The organism is Bacillus sp. FSL K6-2431 (genome assembly GCF_038005165.1).
In the GTDB taxonomy this organism is placed as follows: domain Bacteria; phylum Bacillota; class Bacilli; order Bacillales; family Bacillaceae; genus Bacillus; species Bacillus pumilus.
Window position 1 is genome coordinate 2674310 of record NZ_JBBOSQ010000001.1, and the last position, 18886, is coordinate 2693195.

The following is an 18886-nucleotide window of genomic DNA, read 5'->3' on the forward strand; positions in this document are numbered from 1 at the left end:
TCTCTCTATCGTTTCTAAAATGATAGTGCGCACTATCATTTTAATCATAGGATTTATTGGATGTTACTGTCAAAGACGGAAAGACCTATCTTTACAAAGGGGACATTCTCACTAATTTCCTTCTATATCTATAACAAAAGTCTCCGAACAGAAAGAAAAATAGGTGAAATTGAAAACTGTGAATTGTTCAATATGCCAATCTTTACTATAATCAAGGGAGTAGACCAAGAAGAGGGAGGGTTTTTGTGATTACAAAAGCCATATTTGCACTTGTTTTTCCTTTCCTGCTCGTTATTTTATTTTCAAAGGTTACTTATAATCATTATGTGGGCATTGCATTAACAGCAGCGCTTTTATTTGCCTCGTACATGAAGGGCTATACAGAAACCTACTTTATTGTGGGATTAGATATCATTTCTTTAGTAGCTGGGGCATTATATATGGCTAAAAAAGAAATTGAAAAGAGAGAAAAGGCTGAAAAAAATCATTGATATCATCATCAAGAGCGTGTTAGGCAGAAAGATGACGTTTTATAAGCTGTGCTTACGAATTCTAGTGAGTGCAGCTTTCTTTTGTTCTCTTTTTCTGCTCATCGAATATCTCTCACCAAAATGTTCCATACTGAAAGGAAGGTTTTCGCAAGAGGGTTATTTGGTATTGAAGAGAGGGTATGACTGTATTGGAAATAAAAATCAAGTAAGAGCCGAACTTTAGTTCGTATTTTTGTGTTCTTTTATGATAATATATTCATTAGATAGATTTCGTAACGAAACGGAGGCTTTGATGTGAGTGACCGCTTTGAATTAGTTTCTAACTATCAGCCCCAAGGAGATCAGCCGAAGGCAATTGAAAAGCTTGTTGAGGGGATCCATCAGGGGAAACAGCATCAAACGCTGTTAGGTGCTACAGGTACGGGAAAGACCTTTACTGTATCCAACCTGATCAAAGAAGTGAACAAACCGACACTTGTCATTGCGCATAACAAGACACTTGCCGGTCAGCTATACAGCGAGTTCAAGGAATTTTTTCCGAATAATGCTGTCGAATATTTTGTGAGTTACTATGATTATTACCAACCAGAGGCGTATGTGCCTCAGACTGATACATTTATTGAAAAGGATGCTAGCATCAATGATGAGATTGATAAGCTGAGACACTCCGCTACGTCCTCGTTATTTGAGCGGAGAGATGTCATCATCATTGCCAGTGTCTCCTGTATTTATGGCTTAGGTTCGCCAGAGGAATACCGAGAGCTTGTGCTGTCTTTACGTACTGAAATGGAGATTGAACGCAATCAGCTTCTTCGTAAGCTGGTGGACATTCAGTATTCTCGTAATGATATAGATTTTCAGCGCGGAACCTTCCGAGTACGAGGAGACGTCGTTGAAATTTTTCCTGCTTCACGTGATGAACATTGTATCAGAGTGGAGTTTTTCGGTGATGAAATTGAACGTATTCGTGAAGTGGATGCACTCACTGGAGAAATACTCGGTGATCGTGAGCATGTGGCTATTTTCCCAGCATCTCACTTCGTCACAAGAGAAGAAAAAATGGAAAAAGCGATTATTAATATTGAACAAGAGCTTGAAGAGCAGCTCGAAAAACTTCGAGATAATGGAAAATTGCTAGAAGCGCAGCGCCTTGAGCAGCGGACAAGATATGACCTTGAGATGATGAGAGAAATGGGCTTTTGTTCAGGAATCGAGAACTACTCAAGGCACCTGACCTTGCGTCCTTCTGGTTCAACACCTTACACATTGCTTGATTATTTCCCGGATGATTTTATGATTGTTGTTGATGAGTCACATGTGACGATCCCGCAAATCCGCGCGATGTACAACGGGGACCAAGCAAGAAAGCAAGTGTTGGTTGATCACGGATTCCGTCTGCCTTCAGCACTTGATAACAGACCGCTCACCTTTGATGAGTTTGAAAAGCATATTAATCATATTGTGCATGTATCTGCCACTCCTGGTCCTTATGAGCTTGAGAAAACACCTGAGGTTGTGGAACAAATTATTCGTCCAACAGGTTTACTTGATCCAATCATTGAAGTGCGTCCGATTGAAGGGCAAATTGATGACTTAATTGGAGAAATTCATGCGCGGGTTGAGAAAAATGAACGTGTGCTTGTGACGACGCTGACGAAGAAAATGTCTGAGGATCTTACAGATTACTTAAAAGAGATCGGAATCAAAGTTAATTATCTGCATTCAGAAATTAAGACCCTTGAGCGGATTGAGATTATTCGCGATTTGCGTCTTGGAAAATATGATGTGCTTGTGGGAATCAACCTTCTTCGTGAAGGACTGGATATTCCAGAGGTCTCGCTCGTGACGATTTTAGATGCAGATAAAGAAGGCTTCTTACGCTCTGAAAGATCCCTCATCCAGACGATAGGCCGTGCCGCGAGAAATTCGGAAGGCCGGGTCATTATGTATGCAGATAAAATGACCAAATCAATGGATATTGCGATTCAAGAAACGAAGCGAAGACGAGAGCAGCAAGAGGCGTATAATGAGAAATATGGAATTACTCCGCAAACCATCCATAAGAAAATTAGAGATGCCATTAAAGCAACAAAGATACATGAAAAATCGGAAGAATATGAAACAAATGCAGCACCAAAGCTGTCAAAAATGAGCAAAAAAGAACGAGAAAAAGTGATCGAAAAGGTCGAGATGGAAATGAAAGATGCAGCAAAAGCGCTTGATTTTGAAAAAGCAGCAGAATTAAGAGATCTATTGCTAGAGCTAAAAGCGGAAGGATGATTGCCTGATGGCTATGGAACGAATAGAGGTGAAAGGTGCTAGAGCCCACAACCTTAAAAATATTGATGTGAATATCCCGCGTGACCAGCTAGTGGTCATCACGGGTTTATCTGGTTCAGGAAAATCGTCTCTTGCCTTTGATACCATTTATGCAGAGGGTCAGCGCAGGTACGTTGAATCTCTTTCAGCGTATGCGCGCCAATTTCTCGGTCAAATGGATAAACCGGATGTAGATGCCATTGAAGGTCTTTCTCCGGCGATTAGTATTGATCAGAAGACGACGAGCCGGAACCCTAGATCAACAGTTGGAACCGTTACTGAAATCTACGATTATTTACGACTCTTGTATGCTCGAGTTGGGAAACCTATTTGTCCGATACATGGGATTGAAATTACGTCCCAAACGATTGAGCAGATGACAGATCGTATTTTAGAATATCCAGAAAGAACGAAATTGCAAGTGCTTGCGCCGGTCGTATCTGGCCGCAAGGGAACACATGTTAAAGTACTTGATCAAATTCGAAAGCAAGGCTATGTGCGAGTAAGAGTCGATGGAGAGATGGAAGATCTATCAGAAGAGATCGAGCTTGAAAAGAACAAGAAGCATTCCATTGAAGTCGTGATTGACCGAATCGTGGTGAAGGAGGGCGTTGCGGCTCGGCTGTCTGACTCCCTTGAAACGGCGCTGCGACTAGGTGAAGGCCGTGTGATGATTGACGTGATTGGACAAGAAGAGCTGTTATTCAGTGAACATCATGCCTGTCCGCACTGCGGATTTTCTATTGGTGAGCTTGAGCCGAGAATGTTTTCATTTAATAGTCCTTTTGGTGCATGTCCGAGCTGTGATGGGCTTGGCTCTAAACTAGAAGTTGACCCTGAGCTTGTCATTCCTAATAAGGATTTGACGTTACGACAGCATGCCATTGCCCCTTGGGAGCCGCAGAGCTCACAATACTATCCTCAGCTTCTTGAGGCAGTATGTACACATTACGGCATCGACATGGACATTCCAGTGAAAGATATACCGTCGCATTTATTCGATAAAATTTTATATGGTAGCGGCTCTGAACGGATTTATTTCAAATATGAAAATGATTTTGGTCAGGTACGTGAAAATGAAATTGAATTTGAAGGTGTTCTTCGTAACATTGAACGACGCTATAAAGAAACCAGCTCTGATTATATTCGTGAGCAAATGGAGAAATATATGGCGAACCAGCCATGTCCGACATGTAAAGGATATCGTCTGAAAAAAGAGACGCTTGCGGTTCTGATCAATGGCAAACATATTGGAGAAATCACTGATTTGTCTGTCTCTGATGCCCTTGATTTATATGGTGAAATCGAGTTGTCTGAGAAAGATTTGCAGATTGCTCAGCTCATTTTACGTGAAATCAAAGAGCGCTTGTCCTTCTTAAATAATGTGGGATTAGATTACCTCACATTGAGCCGCTCGGCTGGCACACTATCCGGAGGAGAGGCGCAGCGGATTCGTCTGGCGACTCAAATCGGGTCAAGGCTGACAGGTGTTCTTTATATATTAGATGAACCATCTATTGGTCTGCATCAGCGTGATAATGACCGATTGATCGGGACATTGAAAAACATGCGCGACATCGGGAATACCCTCATTGTCGTAGAGCATGATGAAGATACGATGCTAGCCGCTGATTATTTGATTGATATTGGACCTGGAGCAGGAGTTCATGGAGGAGAAGTGATTTCAGCTGGAACGCCGGAAGAAGTCATGAAGGACAAGAAATCTTTAACAGGACAATATTTATCTGGAGAGAAATTTATCCCGCTGCCGATCGAAAGAAGAAAGCCTGACGGCCGCTATATTGAGATCAAAGGTGCAAAAGAAAACAACCTGAAAAACGTCAATGCGAAGTTCCCTCTAGGCGTCTTTACAGCTGTGACTGGGGTGTCTGGTTCAGGGAAAAGTACGCTTGTGAATGAAATTCTATTAAAATCACTTGCGCAAAAACTGCACAGAGCGAAGGCGAAGCCAGGACAGCACAAAGAAATCAAAGGAATGGATCATTTAGATAAGGTGATTGATATTGATCAATCTCCAATCGGCCGTACGCCAAGATCCAACCCTGCCACGTATACAGGTGTATTTGACGATGTGCGGGATGTGTTTGCACAAACCAATGAAGCAAAGGTACGAGGGTATAAAAAAGGGAGATTCAGCTTTAACGTCAAAGGTGGACGCTGTGAGGCATGTCGCGGAGATGGCATCATTAAAATCGAAATGCACTTTTTACCTGATGTGTATGTGCCTTGTGAGGTGTGCCACGGGAAACGGTATAACCGCGAGACACTTGAAGTCACATATAAAGGGAAGAACATTGCTGATGTGCTTGAAATGACCGTGGAGGACGCACTCCAATTTTTCGAGAACATCCCGAAAATTAAGCGGAAGCTTCAAACGATTTTTGATGTTGGACTAGGGTACATTACACTTGGACAGCCTGCGACGACATTGTCCGGGGGAGAGGCCCAGCGTGTGAAATTGGCATCTGAGCTTCACCGCCGTTCAAACGGAAGGTCTCTTTATATTTTAGACGAGCCGACAACAGGTCTGCATGTGGATGATATTGCCCGTTTATTAAAAGTGCTTCAGCGTTTGGTCGAAAACGGAGATACGGTGCTAGTGATTGAGCATAACCTTGATATTATCAAGGCTGCTGATTACCTCGTTGATCTCGGACCAGAGGGCGGTGCTGGCGGCGGAACGATCATTGCCTCTGGGACTCCTGAGCAAATTGCAAAAGAAAAAGCTTCTTACACTGGTCGATACTTAAAGCCTATTTTAGAGCGTGACCGTAAACGAATGAAACAGTTGGTCAAAGAAACAGAAAGTGTGACTTCATCATAAAAAAACCCCTCGTTAAGAGGGGTTTTCTTTTATTGCGCATCTTCCTTTGGCATTAAATGACTGAGCTGCGTTAAATCCTTTAAAATATGCGTGCTGCTGCTGTCGAGCAGTACTTTTAAATAACGGATATCACCATACTGTGGATGAGACGGATGAATGGTCTCAAGCTCCCTGATCATATCGCTGTTCATGCTTTTTTGTTTCTGTATAAGGTCTAAAAGCGTTTGAGCCGTGTGGTTAGTATTATGATGATCTGTCAAAATAATTACCCCCTATAATGATAATCACCATCTTTTCAACATATTTTAAAGGGTAATCCGTGAAGAATCTACACTTAGGTGCAAAAAGATGTAATTTGTGTCTAAGGTCATATGTAAATTGAATGATTTTGAAACTTTTGATACGCAATAAACGTATGAGTTAGAAAGGAATTTTCATCATGAAGGAGCGAATATATATGAATAGAGATCAGTCGATCATTGCATCAATTTGTTATTTCAGTGTATTTTTTATGCCGTTTATTGTACCGATCGTGGCATATTTTGTAGTCGACCAAAAGGAACCGAAACGGCACGCGTTGCGGGCATTATGGTCACATGTTTTGCCAGTCGCAGCGTGCGTGTTGCTGGTTTTTGGGTCTATCCCATTTTTATTGTCGACACAGGCAAGTGACTCACTTATGCCAGTGATCACGATGCTCATCTTGTCCTTTTTAGTCGCTATTGGCTTTTTGATCTCTGTCATTTGGAATATCATTCAAGGTATTAAAGTACTTCAATCCATCAAATCGTAGGAGGGGCTTTGTATGAATGAAAAAGAACGCATTTTAAAATTAGTAGAAGACGGGACATTATCTGCAAAAGAAGCGATTACGCTGCTTGAAAAATTGGAGGAAAATCCGTCTGTTTCATTAGAAAAATCAACGGTTGATCACACCTTTCATGAAGAAAAAGCAGGCACGGAGAGCAAAGGAACTGGTACAGAAAATCTTGGTGCAAAGCTGTTTGGCTGGTTAGATTCTGCGGTGAAAAAGGTGAAAGACGTAGATCTTGATTTGAACTTTGGACAGTCGGTCGACGTTGATCACATTTTTCAGTTCAAAGACGCCTCGCTCTCTCATTTAGATATTCAATTGGCGAACGGCAGTCTCAATGTGATGCCTTGGGACGATGGCGATATTCGAGCAGAATGCCATGCGAAAATCTACCGTGCAGAAGACGGAGAGCAGGCAAGACAGCAATTTCTCAATCAATTGGACTGCGGCCTCGAAGGGGATAAATTTTTTATCCGGACCGAAAAGAAGACAATGAAAGTCAATGTCACTTTATATGTGCCACGTATCCAATACGATAAAATCAAGGTTAAGCTGTTTAATGGTCCGATCCGCGGGGAAAAGCTAAAGACAAAAGAACTTACTGCGAAAACCACCAATGGTGTTGTCTCTTTTGCCTCTTTACAGGCGGAAAAGGTTGGAATTGAAACAGCAAACGGACAAATTAAACTGGCGGATCACGAGTGTGGTATGATTGAAGTAGAAACCATTAATGGGCTTATTGACCTGCGCGGGAAAAGTGAGTCAATTGATGCCCAAAGCTTTAACGGAAACATTGCTGTTCAGCTGTCGGATGAGAAGTGCCGTTCCATTTATGCGAAAACGACAACAGGCAGTGTGGACGTCCAGATCCCGCGTGCTTGTGCAGTGACCGCTGAGCTGAAAAGCAATCTTGGGTCTATTTCTCACGATTTGCTTGATGCAGAGATGATTAAAGAGAAAAATGAGACATTACAAAAAGAGAAAATGATCAAAGCCAACCAACAGGCAGTGAACAGTATATCCATTTTTGCAGAAACAAAAACAGGTTCAATACAAGTAAAGCACCAATCAGACAAGGAGTGATTCTACATGAAGAAGCTTTATCGTTCAGCAACAGATAAAAAAATAGCGGGTGTTGTTGGTGGACTTGCCGAATACTTAAGGGTCGATGCATCTCTGCTTCGCATATTAACGGTCATCATCGGATTTATGACAGCATTTATGCCGATTTTCTTGGTCTACTTCATCTGGTATTTTGTTGTTCCGGAAGAAGGCACTAACTAAATGCTTAGATGGATCGTCAGTATTTTAGTCAATGCATTACTTTTAATCGTCATTGCTGGATATTTTGATTCAGGCATTCTGCCAGGGCTTGGGAGCGTATATATTGAAGGGTTTGGCGCAGCCATTGTGGCAAGTATCATTTTATCCTTGCTCAATATTTTAGTGAAGCCGTTTTTGATCATTTTAACGCTTCCAGTAACCGTTCTTACACTAGGATTGTTCTTATTTGTGATTAATGCCATCACACTTATGATGACATCAAGTTTTATGGGCGATAGTTTTAATATTGATGGGTTTGGAACGGCCATTTGGATGGCTGTCATCTTATCCATTTTCCATCTGTTGATACAAAAAGGAATTGTGGAGCCGTTAGCGAAAAAAAGCTAACGGTTTTTTTTGACCCATTTTGTATCGTTTCTCCGTTTCATCTGACATAAAAACTTCCTTCAGGAGACACAATATCCGAAGGGAGGCGGTGCACGATGGTGAACGTGAGCAGACAAATCATGCTTTTATGTTTTTTTATCATTCTTTTTTGTTTCAATCAGCCTGCTTCAGCAGGGCCTTTTATTCAAACACAAGTCAATATACCGGACAAGCCTTTTTCTCCTTTTATCTTTGATCCCTTTCATGTGGATGTCCGTCCAGTTCTAGGGGAAAAAAGCCGTGATCTCCAGTTTCGTGCGTCGATTACGGATCCGGAACAAATTTTGTCTGCGAACTTGTATTATAAACAAAGTGATGAGCTAGGGTACCGTTTGATCCCAATGGAACGGCTGCCAGGTATGAAGCCAGAATTTACAGCGAAAATTCCGCCAGATCAATTATGGAATTCAACCGTTCGTTACTATACAGAGTTTCTTACGCAAAAGTCCGTGATCAAAACGGCAGAACAATCTGTCCACTTAAATGGATTTGAAGAGGATCTTTCGCGCATTCCGGACTTAGTCATCACAGAAATTGTTGTCAATTCAAAAAATCGCAAAGGCAAAGATGCATTTGAATTTATTGAGGTATATAACACAACACATGAGCCTATCTCTCTTAAACATTATCAGCTTCGCTACCGCAATCCTGCACAAGGAACCGAAATGGATGATGTGTATTCCTTTCACACAAATCCAGTCACTCTTTCACCTGGAAAACCGTATGTTTTCTGGCTGAGGAAAAAAGGACAGGAGCATTTAACTGTAGCGGACTTCAATGCCATGTACAAAAGTCAATTAAAAGAGGGAGAGCATGTATCTGTCATCGAAAGCAAAGGGCTGTCCAACTCTAAATCTCGTCTTGTTTCCATTACAACGAATATAGGGGAGGAGATTTCTTCAGCAGCATTTCGCTTAAAGCCATCATGGTTTAGTGAGCATAAATCTTTGCTGTTCAAATATCCAATGGACGGTACTTCGCAAATGAAGCTGATCTCGAAAATTGAAGAAGAGCCTACGCCTGGCAAAGTGCTAAAAGCACAAATTCCATCTGAGAAAAAAGAAATTTCTCAAGATATCCATAAACCTGTGATTGAAGATATGACAGTGAGGAAACCAGTGAAACCAACTGAAAGCATAGAGATTAAAGCAGATGTACAGGATGATCAGGTCGTCAAAACCGTCAAGCTTCGCTATCGAACAAATCGAAAAGATGATTTTAAGGAAATACTGCTTCAAAAAGATCATAATGACCGATTATTTCATCATATTATTTACTCACCTGAGTTGATTGGTAAAGAACAATTGGAATATCAGCTTGAAGCGTCAGACGGTGAAAATACAGCAATGACGATGAAAAAAATGATTGATGTGGAGCAAGTTAGCAAAGCTCATGGCCTTCGATTCAATGTAGAAGAAGGAGATACGGTTTCAGGATTATATCCATTAAAAGCAACGTCTGATCAGAAAAAAAGCATTGAATTATTGATAGATGGAAAGCGGAATCAGCAAGTGTTTTCTGCCCTTGAAGCAGATCCATATATTGCATTTGATGTCAAAGGGACAAATTTATATTTTAAAAATGGTGTGTCCATAGGTAAGCACTTACTTTCAATTTTTGATGATTCGACAAAAGTGTATCGTACCTATACAATGCCAATACCAGAAGCAGAGATGAAAAAAGCAGGTCTCCAATCGATCTCCTTCCATGCAGGAACAAAATCTTCTCCAGTTGATCGGTTGCCTGGTGAGAATCACGATGATTTTGAACTAAAAAACGTCCGGATGATTTTATCGAATGGAACTCAAATTCCTCCAATCAATGCAAAGCCGGAAAAAGAATGGAGAATGGGAGACAGCGGTAACGCCAAAAAGGTCAGAACATTTCAATTTGAAATACCAAAAGAAGCTTATGTTTCAACGTTTATGAAGTGGGATACAAGAAGGTTGAAAGAGGGGCCGCACCTGATTGAGGCCAAAACCTCAGACGAGCATGCATCTGTACATGTGATGGTCGATAATACGGGTCCAAAAATTAAAACCAACGTCCAAACAAAGGATGCATATAAAGGAGCCTTTACGTTAAAAGCAAAGGTAACGGATCGTTGGAGTGACATAGAAGAGATGAAAGCATATGTAGATGGCAAGCCAATTTCCTTGCCATACCAGACGTCCTCTAGCGAATTAAACCCGGGGGAGCACACGTTGACAATTAAAGCAAAGGATGCAGCGGGAAACATGTCAACGTTGAAAAAGGAATTCAAGACGGTACATGAACACCCTGAGCCACCAGAGCGTGTAGCAGATAAGACGAAAATGAAATCGTCAAAGCAAACTGTGCTCACCAAGGATCCAACGAATGATAAGCTGGATTATTCCTTTTACCGTGCGTATCAATATACATCGTTGCATCCATCAATGAACATTTTGAAATATGCAGCGGAGACAGAACCGCCAAAGAGCTTTAACGAAAAAGGAGAAATGATCTTTTCTCATGAAGAAAGGAATCGCATTGCATTTGCTGATGGTAAGTCAGTTGAAACGAAGGATTTACATCGTTTTCCCTATCATCGTTTTCAAATCAAGGTTCATCAAGATGTACGTGAAAAGGATGTCGTCGAAGCGATATGGAAAGGGAGTTCATTGACAGGGAGAAAGGTGACCATGTATGCATGGAATCATCAGCAAGAAAAGTGGGATAAAATTACTCATCATTTTGCTAAGGATCAAAAGGAATTTTACCTGAAAGGACTGCTGTCCGTCAGACAGTACATGAAGAATCATACGTTTGATTTGCTTGTACAGGATGAAATCAGTAAAGCGCAAAAGCCATATAAGATGGTTTGGATGTCTGACACACAATATTATGCAAAGAGCTATCCTCATATCTTTAAACAAATGGTCGAGTGGATCAGAGACCAGAGAGGAAAGTTAAACATTCAATATGTGTTCCATACAGGTGACATTGTGGATGATTCAAAAGATAAACAATGGCAACGAGCCGATACGTTTATGCGCGTGTTAGATGAGCATCAGATTCCTTATGGTGTTTTAGCAGGAAATCATGATGTTCGACATAAGGACGGTTTTTATGCGGAATATGGGAAATATTTCGGTGAGAAACGCTTTGCAAATAAACCGTACTATGGTGAATCCTATCAAAACAATCGAGGTCATTATGATCTCATCTCTGCCGGTGGCAATGATTATATGATGGTATACATGGGCTGGGGGATTAAGCAAGATGAAATTGATTGGTTGAACCGTGTGATTTCTGAGCATCCAGACCGTATCGTCATTTTAAATTTCCATGAGTATTTGTTGGTCAGTGGCAACCGCAGTCCGATTGGCGACCTCATCTTCCACCAGGTAGTGAAACGCCATCCCAATATAGTGGCGGTATTTAGCGGTCACTATCACGGAGCGAGCAGGAAAGTAGATGAGCTTGACGATGACAAGGATGGTAAAGTAGACCGGAAAGTATATCAAATACTCGCCGATTATCAGTCAGGGCCTGAAGGTGGACAAGGGTTTATGCGATTGATAACAGCCGATCAAGAAAAAAACCAGCTTCATTTTACGACATACTCACCTTACATGAATCAAGAGCATTTCTACGATCCTAAAACGTATGGAGATCAGGATGAATTTTCAATCGATGTGGATTTGACGCCGAAAATGAAATCTGTCAAAACCAACTATTTTGAACTCAATGTGTACACAAATGTTTTGTTAGGAGAGGCGCGCGGCGTAAAAAGCGGCAAAAAAGCAAGCTTTGAGTGGAAAGGCTTAAAGCCAAACGAAGACTATTATTGGTACACCGTAGCAAAAGATCGTTTTCAAGGAAAAGCGATTTCACCGATATGGAAAATTCATACAAAAAATGATCGTGAAGAAACATTTCTTAGGAAATAAAAACAGTGCTCCTTTTATAAGGGCACTGTTTATCTTTCCATTGTATGAATGAGCTTGTAACGATCTCCTCTATAAACGGAAAGAACATATTCAAAGGGAATATCATTCTGAAAATAAGTCGTTCTTGCGATTGAGAGCACGGGATCGCCTGTTGAAATAGACAGCACGTGTGCTTCTTCATTTGAAGCCACATTCGCTTCAAGCTCTTGTTTTGCATGAGCAATTGTAAGGCCTGTTTGAGTCTCTATATATTCATATATAGAGCCAGTTAAATGTTCCCTTGTTAAATCTCCTGCAAATGCTTCAGGGATATAGCTCGTTTCAATCGCCATCGGTTCATCATTTGCGAGGCGTATCCGTTTGAGTTCAAATATAGCATCGCCATTTGACAGTTGTAAGACAGGCAGCAAGTGATCTGGACAGACGGTTTTTGTGAAATCAATCAGCTGGCTTGAAGCTTTAAGACCACGCTGACGCATATCCTCTGTAAAGCTTGTTAAGCCTTGAAGCGGCTGTTCAAATTTTTTTCGGCTCACAAAGGTGCCTTTTCCTTTTTGTCGATACAAATATCCTTCATTCACAAGGTTCGATAAGGCTTGTCTGACAGTCATTCGACTTATACCAAAGCGTTCGGCATATTCTCTTTCAGAAGGAATGAGTGTATCAGGTGCTAATGTTCCATCCTCAATCTGTTTTTTCAAGTTCTCCATAATCTGATGGTACATCGGAATAGGTGACTGCTTATCAATAAACATGTGAAAATCCTCTCGTGTTTAGCTTTAGCGTAGTGACCCAGCTTCTCGATCAATCAAAATCGTCACATCTTCATGAAGTTTCAGAGAAGATGCTGGGAAGTCTGGATGTATCTCAGTCTGTTCTAAATATTGTATCACTTTCGCTTTTGATTTTCCTGATGCAAGAAGGAGAATCTTTTTACTAGAAAGAATGCTCGCAATGCCCATGGTGATGGCATGTGTAGGCACTTCATCAATAGAAGAAAAGTATCTTGCATTGGCCTGCCGGGTATTTTCATCTAGTTGCACGACATGAGTCTTTGAGTTAAACGGGGTACCGGGCTCGTTAAAACCAATATGTCCATTTTGACCGATTCCAAGAAGCTGAAGGTCGATGCCGCCTATGTCTTGAATGAGCTGATCATATCTTAAGCATTCCTTTTCTAAATCAGGTGTAGCGCCATTTGGAAGGAAATACTGATCCTGTGGAAGATCAATATGATCAAATAAATGACATTTCATATAGGTCATATAACTATTTTCATGATCTGGATCAAGGCCTGCATATTCATCTAAATTGACTGTTTTTGTTTGTTTGAAAGACAATTGTTGTGATTGATGAAGGTGAATTAACTCTTGATACGTATCAAGAGGTGTACCGCCCGTTGCCAGGCCGAGTACGGCATCTGGTTTAGAGGCGATTGTGCGCGCGATCAGGGCTGCTGCTTCTTTTCCTAATTGTTCTTTATCTTCAAATTCAATGATGTTCATTAGTGGTTGGCCTCCTTTTTCTCAAAGACGATTTGTCCATGGCAGATCGTCATCATTAGTTCACCAGACTCATCCCAGATCACAAGGTCTGCTTGTTTTCCAACTTCAATCGAACCAAGCTGCTGATCAAGTCCTAGCTGAATGGCTGCATTAGTTGAGGTCATCTTTGCGATCTCTGTCCATTCGCAATGTGTGATCTGTTTCATCCGTTTGACGCCATCTTTCATTCGCAGAATCGATCCTGCAAGTGTACCATCTGCCAGTAAAGCTTGTTCGCCGCTCACTGTGACTGTTTGACCCCCAAATTCATACGTGCCATTTCCAAGTCCTTTTGCGCGCATCGAGTCTGTGATCATCATTAAACGATCACTTCCTTTTGCCAAATACGCAAGCTTGATGGAAAGTGGGTGGGAGTGTATCCCATCCGTAATCAGCTCAGTATGGAGATCGTCGTTTGTAAGAGCAGCTCCTACAGCGTTTGGTTCACGATGCTGAAACGAACTCAGTGCATTATAAAGATGCGTGACATGGCGTGCACCATGCTTTGCTGCTAATTCAATCATGTCATGATGGGCATTCGTATGTCCAATAGAAGGAATAATGTTTTTTTCTTGCAACAAGGAAAGAAAAGCAAAATCAGGGTCTTCCTCAGGTGCGAACGTGACAATTCGAATAAGCCGTTCAGAAGCATCCAACCATTTTTCAAAAAGAGGGCGATCGGGCTGCTGTATCCATTGAACAGGCTGTGCCCCTGCTTTATCTTTAGAAATAAAAGGACCTTCAAGATGGATACCTAAACATTGTGCCTGAACGCCTGCTTGTTCTTCATTGTATTGTTTCCACTTGGCGACATTTTTAAGTGCTTGCTCTATCTCATGATGGTTTTGAGTGATGGTTGTGGCTAAAAAACTTGTCGTTCCTTCTGACGGTAAGTTGTCAGCGAGTGTATTCATGGCTTCTGATGTCGCATCCATCATATCTGCTCCATATCCGCCATGGATGTGAATATCAATCATTCCGGGAAGTAGATAAAAGTTTTCCCGGGAAATATATACTTTTTCATAATTTCCTGTCGGTGGTGTTGTTGAAATATAGTCAATCTTGCCGTCGCGTAAACCGACAAAACCGTTTGCAATCATTTCAGTCTTTGTCACAATATGAATATTGGAGAGCAATAAAGAGCTGCTCATGGTTGTGCCCCCTTATTCGTTGTCTTTGAATTTAGTTTACCCTTTTTAAGTATAGTTGTCTATACCAGTAAATGAACTGAAACAGGATCAGGATAAAATACTGTTTTGGGATCATCATTGAAAGTGATAAAATAGAGCTGTATTTCTGAATCGCCTGTGATAAAAGGAGGAAGAAGCGTGCCGAAAGTTCGTACGAAGGACATAATGGAACAATTTCATCTTGAACTGGTAAGTGGGGAAGAAGGGATTAATCGTCCCATTACAATCAGTGATCTTTCCAGACCAGGTATTGAAATGGCTGGTTATTTTACATATTACCCAAAAGAAAGAGTTCAACTTTTAGGGAAAACAGAGCTTTCTTTTTTTGAACAGCTCCCAGAACGCGAACGAAAGCAGAGAATGATGTCTCTTTGTACTGATATTACCCCTGCAATTATTTTGTCACGAGATCGTGAAGTGCCAAAGGAATTAATTGAAGCTTCAAATGAAAATGGCGTACCTGTGTTACGTTCAAGTCTAAAAACGACAAGACTTTCGAGTCGTTTGACCAACTTTTTAGAAAGCAAGCTTGCACCTACGACCGCGATTCATGGCGTACTTGTTGATGTATATGGTGTAGGTGTATTGTTAATTGGAAAAAGCGGAGTAGGAAAAAGTGAAACAGCCTTAGAATTAGTGAAGAGAGGACACAGGCTGGTCGCAGATGATTGCGTGGAAATCCGTCAAGAGGATCAGGATACGCTAGTCGGAAGCGCACCAGAGCTGATTGAACATCTTTTAGAAATCCGCGGGTTAGGCATCATTAATGTGATGACCTTATTTGGAGCTGGGGCTGTCAGAAGCTATAAGAGAATTACGATTGTCATGAACCTTGAGCTTTGGGAACAAGGCAAACAGTACGATCGTTTAGGACTTGAAGAAGAGAAGATGCGAATCATCGATACAGATGTACCGAAGCTGACCATTCCTGTCCGCCCTGGTCGAAACTTAGCGGTTATCATTGAGGTGGCTGCGATGAACTTCAGGTTAAAACGCATGGGACATAATGCGGCGGAACAATTTACAAGTAAACTAGCCGATGTCATTGAAGACAATGGCCAAGATGAATAGGAGTTGTCTATATGAACGAAGCGATTCAGCCAATTGATCCGATTGCTTTTCAGCTCGGACCTCTTTCGGTTCATTGGTATGGTGTGATCATTGGGGTCGGAGCCTTACTAGGACTCTGGCTCGCACTGAGAGAATGTGAGAAAAGAGGAATCAATAAAGATACGTTTATTGATTTAATCTTATTTGCCATTCCAATAGCGATTATTTGTGCACGAATTTATTATGTATCCTTCGAATGGGATTACTATCAGCAGCACCCAAATGAAATCATTAAGATTTGGCATGGCGGAATTGCCATTCATGGCGGGCTGATAGGTGCTGTGCTGACAGCGATCGTCTTCACAAAAGTGAAAAAGGTGTCCTTCTGGAAAATAGCCGATGTAGCAGCACCTAGTATTTTACTAGCGCAGGCCATTGGACGCTGGGGGAACTTTATTAATCAGGAAGCGCATGGTGAGGCTGTTTCAAGAGCCTTTTTAGAGAATTTGCATTTGCCTGAGTTTATCATTAATCAAATGTATATTGATGGGACGTATTATCACCCAACGTTCTTATACGAATCATTATGGAATCTTGCCGGTGTTGTGATCTTGATTTTATTACGTAGAACAGCGATGCGCAGAGGCGAAATCTTCTTGTCTTATTTAATTTGGTATTCAATCGGTCGTTTCTTCATAGAAGGTATGAGAACGGACAGTTTGATGCTGACAGAACATCTTCGAATCGCTCAAATGATTTCGATTGCCATTTTTGTAGTGGCTGTTCTGCTGCTGATCTTTAGAAGAATAAAAGGTCACGCATCGATCCCGTATAAAGAGAACAACTCATCGAATTAAAGCAGGGGGGGACCAGAAGGATGCAGGAGACATGGAAAAACGGCTTAAAAGCAGGGCTATCGACAACTTGGACACTTGGAAAAGTCATCTTTCCGGTTACCATTCTCGTCAGTATCTTGCAGCATACGCCTGTTATGGATTGGATCATTCAATTCATACGGCCATTTATGGGATTGTTTGGTCTTTCAGGAGAAGCAGCCATTCCGCTTGTGTTAGGAAATGTGCTGAACTTGTATGCGGGCATAGCGGCCATTTTGACTTTAGATCTTCCTGTGAAGGAAGTGTTTATTTTGGCCGTGATGCTGTCCTTTTGTCACAACCTGATCATCGAATCGACTGTGGCAGCAAAGGTTGGACTGAGAGTGTCTGTCATTTTGCTGGTCAGAATCAGTCTTGCTGTTGTTTCGGCTATTGTCATTCATCTCGTTTGGCAGGGAGGCCAGGAGCCGGCACAATATGGACTGCTGACAGCAGCCCAAACGGTTGATGTGCCTTCCAGCTGGTACATGATCGTCCTTGTCGCTTTACAAAAAGCCGTACTCGGTGTGCTCCAGCTCGCCTGTATCGTCATCCCTCTCATGATCATCATTCAATTCATGAGAGATTTAGGATGGCTCCATACGCTGTCTAAGTGGCTGTCTCCATTTACGAGAATGCTTGGAATGAAAGAAAATACGTCGATGACGATGGTCGCTGGGTTAACCATTGGTCTAGCATACGGAGCTGGCGTGATGATGAAGGCAGTGGAAGAGGACGGCGTGAGTAAAAAGGATTTAACCCTTGCTTTCATTTTCCTTGTTGCCTGCCATGCAGTAGTCGAAGACACGCTGATATTTATTCCACTTGGGATTCCTGTGTGGCCGCTTCTTGTCATCCGTCTGATATCTGCTATTTTATTAACAGCTGCCATTAGCTATATTTGGCGAAAGCGCGAGCTCGCAGTTGTTAGAAAGGAAGCCATATGAACGAATCAACTGTTAACACCGTGCTATTTGATTTAGATGGCACATTAATCAATACGAATGAATTAATTATTGCTTCATTTCAACATACGCTTGATCATTATTACCCTGGTCAGTACAGCCGTGAAGAGATCCTCCATTTCATTGGTCCGTCATTATTTGATACATTCTCTGCGATGGACCCTAATCTAACGGATGACATGATTCAGATGTACCGTACGTTTAATCATGAACAGCATGATCTGCTCGTGACTGAATATGAGACTGTTATAGATACATTGAAAGTCTTGCAGGATCGAGGATTTAAGCTTGGAATTGTCACAACAAAGATACGTGACACAGTGTTAATGGGATTGAAGCTGACCGGTTTAGAGCCATTCTTTGAAGTGATTGTGACGCTCGATGATGTCCAAAATGAGAAGCCGCATCCGGAGCCAGTCCAGCTGGCATTATCCAAGCTTGGCAGTGATCCACATGAAGCGGTGATGGTCGGCGATAATTATCACGATATTTTGTCTGGTCAAGCGGCAGGGACAAAAACAGCAGGTGTTGCTTGGTCAATTAAGGGAGAAGAGGCCCTTTTAAAGCATCGCCCTGATTTTATGCTAAAGAAAATGAGTGATCTTCTGGCGATTGTTGGAGCTGATTGAGTTGAGAAAAACAGATCGATATCCTGTAAAAGGGGTCAATTCGTTACGACAAGTCTATCGGACGGTCCCCTTTTTCAAAGTGGTGAAAAACTTTATTTTCATTCAAATCGCACGGTACACGCCTTTTATGGGAATGAAAAATTGGATATACCGAACCTTTCTTCGTATGAAGGTTGGCGAAGATACAGCGTTTGCCTTAATGGTCATGGTGGATCTCATGTTTCCTGAGAAAATCACGGTCGGTCGAAATTCGGTGATTGGCTATAACACAACCATTTTGACCCATGAGTATTTGATTAAAGAATACAGACTTGGGGAAGTCTATATTGGGGATGAAGTCTTAATTGGAGCCAATTCCACCATTTTACCTGGTGTGACCATTGGGGATGGGTCGATCGTGTCGGCTGGTACACTTGTTCATAAGGATGTTCCAGCAGGCTCATTTGTTGGAGGAAATCCAATGCGCATGATTTATACGAAAGAAGAAATGAATGCACGTCAATCTACGTCTGCTGAGTAGCTCGGCAGACTTTTTTGTTG

17 protein-coding genes are annotated in these 18886 nt (G+C 41.7%); 13 read left to right on the forward strand and 4 right to left on the reverse strand.

Translation table 11 applies throughout. From position 1 onward, the window contains the following. Positions 1-245: 245 nt before the first annotated feature. From MHH40_RS13325 to uvrA, 3 genes are all read left to right on the forward strand, one after another. Entirely contained in the window at positions 246-491 is a 246-nt protein-coding gene (locus MHH40_RS13325; RefSeq protein WP_003212837.1) for a CsbA family protein, read from the forward strand. Between the two features lie 294 nt (positions 492-785). Beyond that, entirely contained in the window at positions 786-2771 is a 1986-nt protein-coding gene (uvrB, locus tag MHH40_RS13330) for an excinuclease ABC subunit UvrB (RefSeq protein ID WP_340901188.1), read from the forward strand. A 7-nt stretch (positions 2772-2778) separates the two neighbouring features. Next, on the forward strand, positions 2779-5655 hold the full coding sequence (gene uvrA / locus MHH40_RS13335) for an excinuclease ABC subunit UvrA (RefSeq protein WP_050944298.1): 2877 nt from the start codon (positions 2779-2781) through the stop codon (positions 5653-5655). Positions 5656-5684: 29 nt separating this feature from the next. On the opposite strand, the gene MHH40_RS13340 is transcribed toward uvrA, so the two are convergent. After that, positions 5685-5915, reverse strand: a complete 231-nt coding sequence (locus MHH40_RS13340; RefSeq protein ID WP_003213489.1) for a hypothetical protein — start codon at positions 5913-5915, stop codon at positions 5685-5687. A 197-nt stretch (positions 5916-6112) separates the two neighbouring features. Between MHH40_RS13340 and MHH40_RS13345 the strand changes: the two genes are divergently transcribed. From MHH40_RS13345 to MHH40_RS13365, 5 genes are all read left to right on the forward strand, one after another. Beyond that, positions 6113-6448 (forward strand): hypothetical protein, encoded by a 336-nt coding sequence (locus tag MHH40_RS13345; protein ID WP_012011387.1) that lies wholly within the window; start codon positions 6113-6115, stop codon positions 6446-6448. A gap of 12 nt (positions 6449-6460) precedes the next feature. Next, positions 6461-7552, forward strand: coding sequence for a DUF4097 family beta strand repeat-containing protein (locus tag MHH40_RS13350; protein ID WP_340901190.1), 1092 nt, complete (start codon positions 6461-6463; stop codon positions 7550-7552). Positions 7553-7558: 6 nt separating this feature from the next. Further along, positions 7559-7753: a PspC domain-containing protein gene (locus tag MHH40_RS13355; RefSeq protein WP_003213763.1), complete on the forward strand. Its 195-nt coding sequence runs from the start codon at positions 7559-7561 to the stop codon at positions 7751-7753. After that, entirely contained in the window at positions 7754-8140 is a 387-nt protein-coding gene (locus MHH40_RS13360; RefSeq protein WP_003213568.1) for a phage holin family protein, read from the forward strand. It abuts the gene before it with no gap. Between the two features lie 95 nt (positions 8141-8235). Further along, complete coding sequence (locus MHH40_RS13365) at positions 8236-12093, forward strand: metallophosphoesterase (RefSeq protein WP_050944295.1); 3858 nt, start codon at positions 8236-8238, stop codon at positions 12091-12093. A 29-nt stretch (positions 12094-12122) separates the two neighbouring features. Here MHH40_RS13365 and MHH40_RS13370 read toward each other — a convergent pair whose 3' ends face one another. From MHH40_RS13370 to nagA, 3 genes are read right to left on the reverse strand one after another with little or no spacing between them, the layout of a single operon-like run. Continuing rightward, a complete protein-coding gene (locus tag MHH40_RS13370) occupies positions 12123-12848 on the reverse strand; it encodes a GntR family transcriptional regulator (RefSeq protein WP_050944292.1) in 726 nt (241 codons plus the stop codon). Positions 12849-12872: 24 nt separating this feature from the next. Next, entirely contained in the window at positions 12873-13598 is a 726-nt protein-coding gene (nagB, locus tag MHH40_RS13375; RefSeq protein ID WP_050944291.1) for a glucosamine-6-phosphate deaminase, read from the reverse strand. Beyond that, positions 13598-14788, reverse strand: a complete 1191-nt coding sequence (gene nagA / locus MHH40_RS13380) for an N-acetylglucosamine-6-phosphate deacetylase (protein ID WP_050944289.1) — start codon at positions 14786-14788, stop codon at positions 13598-13600. Before nagA ends, nagB begins: the two co-directional genes overlap by 1 nt. 177 nt (positions 14789-14965) lie before the next feature. Here nagA and hprK point away from each other — a divergent pair, with 177 nt between their 5' ends. Genes hprK through MHH40_RS13405 form a run of 5 tightly spaced genes read left to right on the forward strand, consistent with a single transcriptional unit; the run spans position 14966 to position 18866 of the window. Then, entirely contained in the window at positions 14966-15898 is a 933-nt protein-coding gene (hprK, locus tag MHH40_RS13385) for an HPr(Ser) kinase/phosphatase (RefSeq protein ID WP_003212943.1), read from the forward strand. A gap of 11 nt (positions 15899-15909) precedes the next feature. Beyond that, positions 15910-16734 carry a prolipoprotein diacylglyceryl transferase gene (gene lgt / locus MHH40_RS13390; protein ID WP_050944287.1) on the forward strand — a complete coding sequence of 275 codons (825 nt, stop codon included), beginning with the start codon at positions 15910-15912 and terminating at the stop codon, positions 16732-16734. Between the two features lie 20 nt (positions 16735-16754). Continuing rightward, positions 16755-17699, forward strand: coding sequence for a nucleoside recognition domain-containing protein (locus tag MHH40_RS13395; protein ID WP_050944284.1), 945 nt, complete (start codon positions 16755-16757; stop codon positions 17697-17699). Continuing rightward, complete coding sequence (gene ppaX / locus MHH40_RS13400) at positions 17696-18346, forward strand: pyrophosphatase PpaX (protein ID WP_050944282.1); 651 nt, start codon at positions 17696-17698, stop codon at positions 18344-18346. The genes MHH40_RS13395 and ppaX overlap by 4 nt, the downstream gene beginning before the upstream one ends. A 1-nt stretch (position 18347) precedes the next feature. Then, positions 18348-18866, forward strand: coding sequence for an acyltransferase (locus tag MHH40_RS13405; RefSeq protein ID WP_137054358.1), 519 nt, complete (start codon positions 18348-18350; stop codon positions 18864-18866). The last annotated feature ends 20 nt before the right edge of the window (positions 18867-18886 follow it).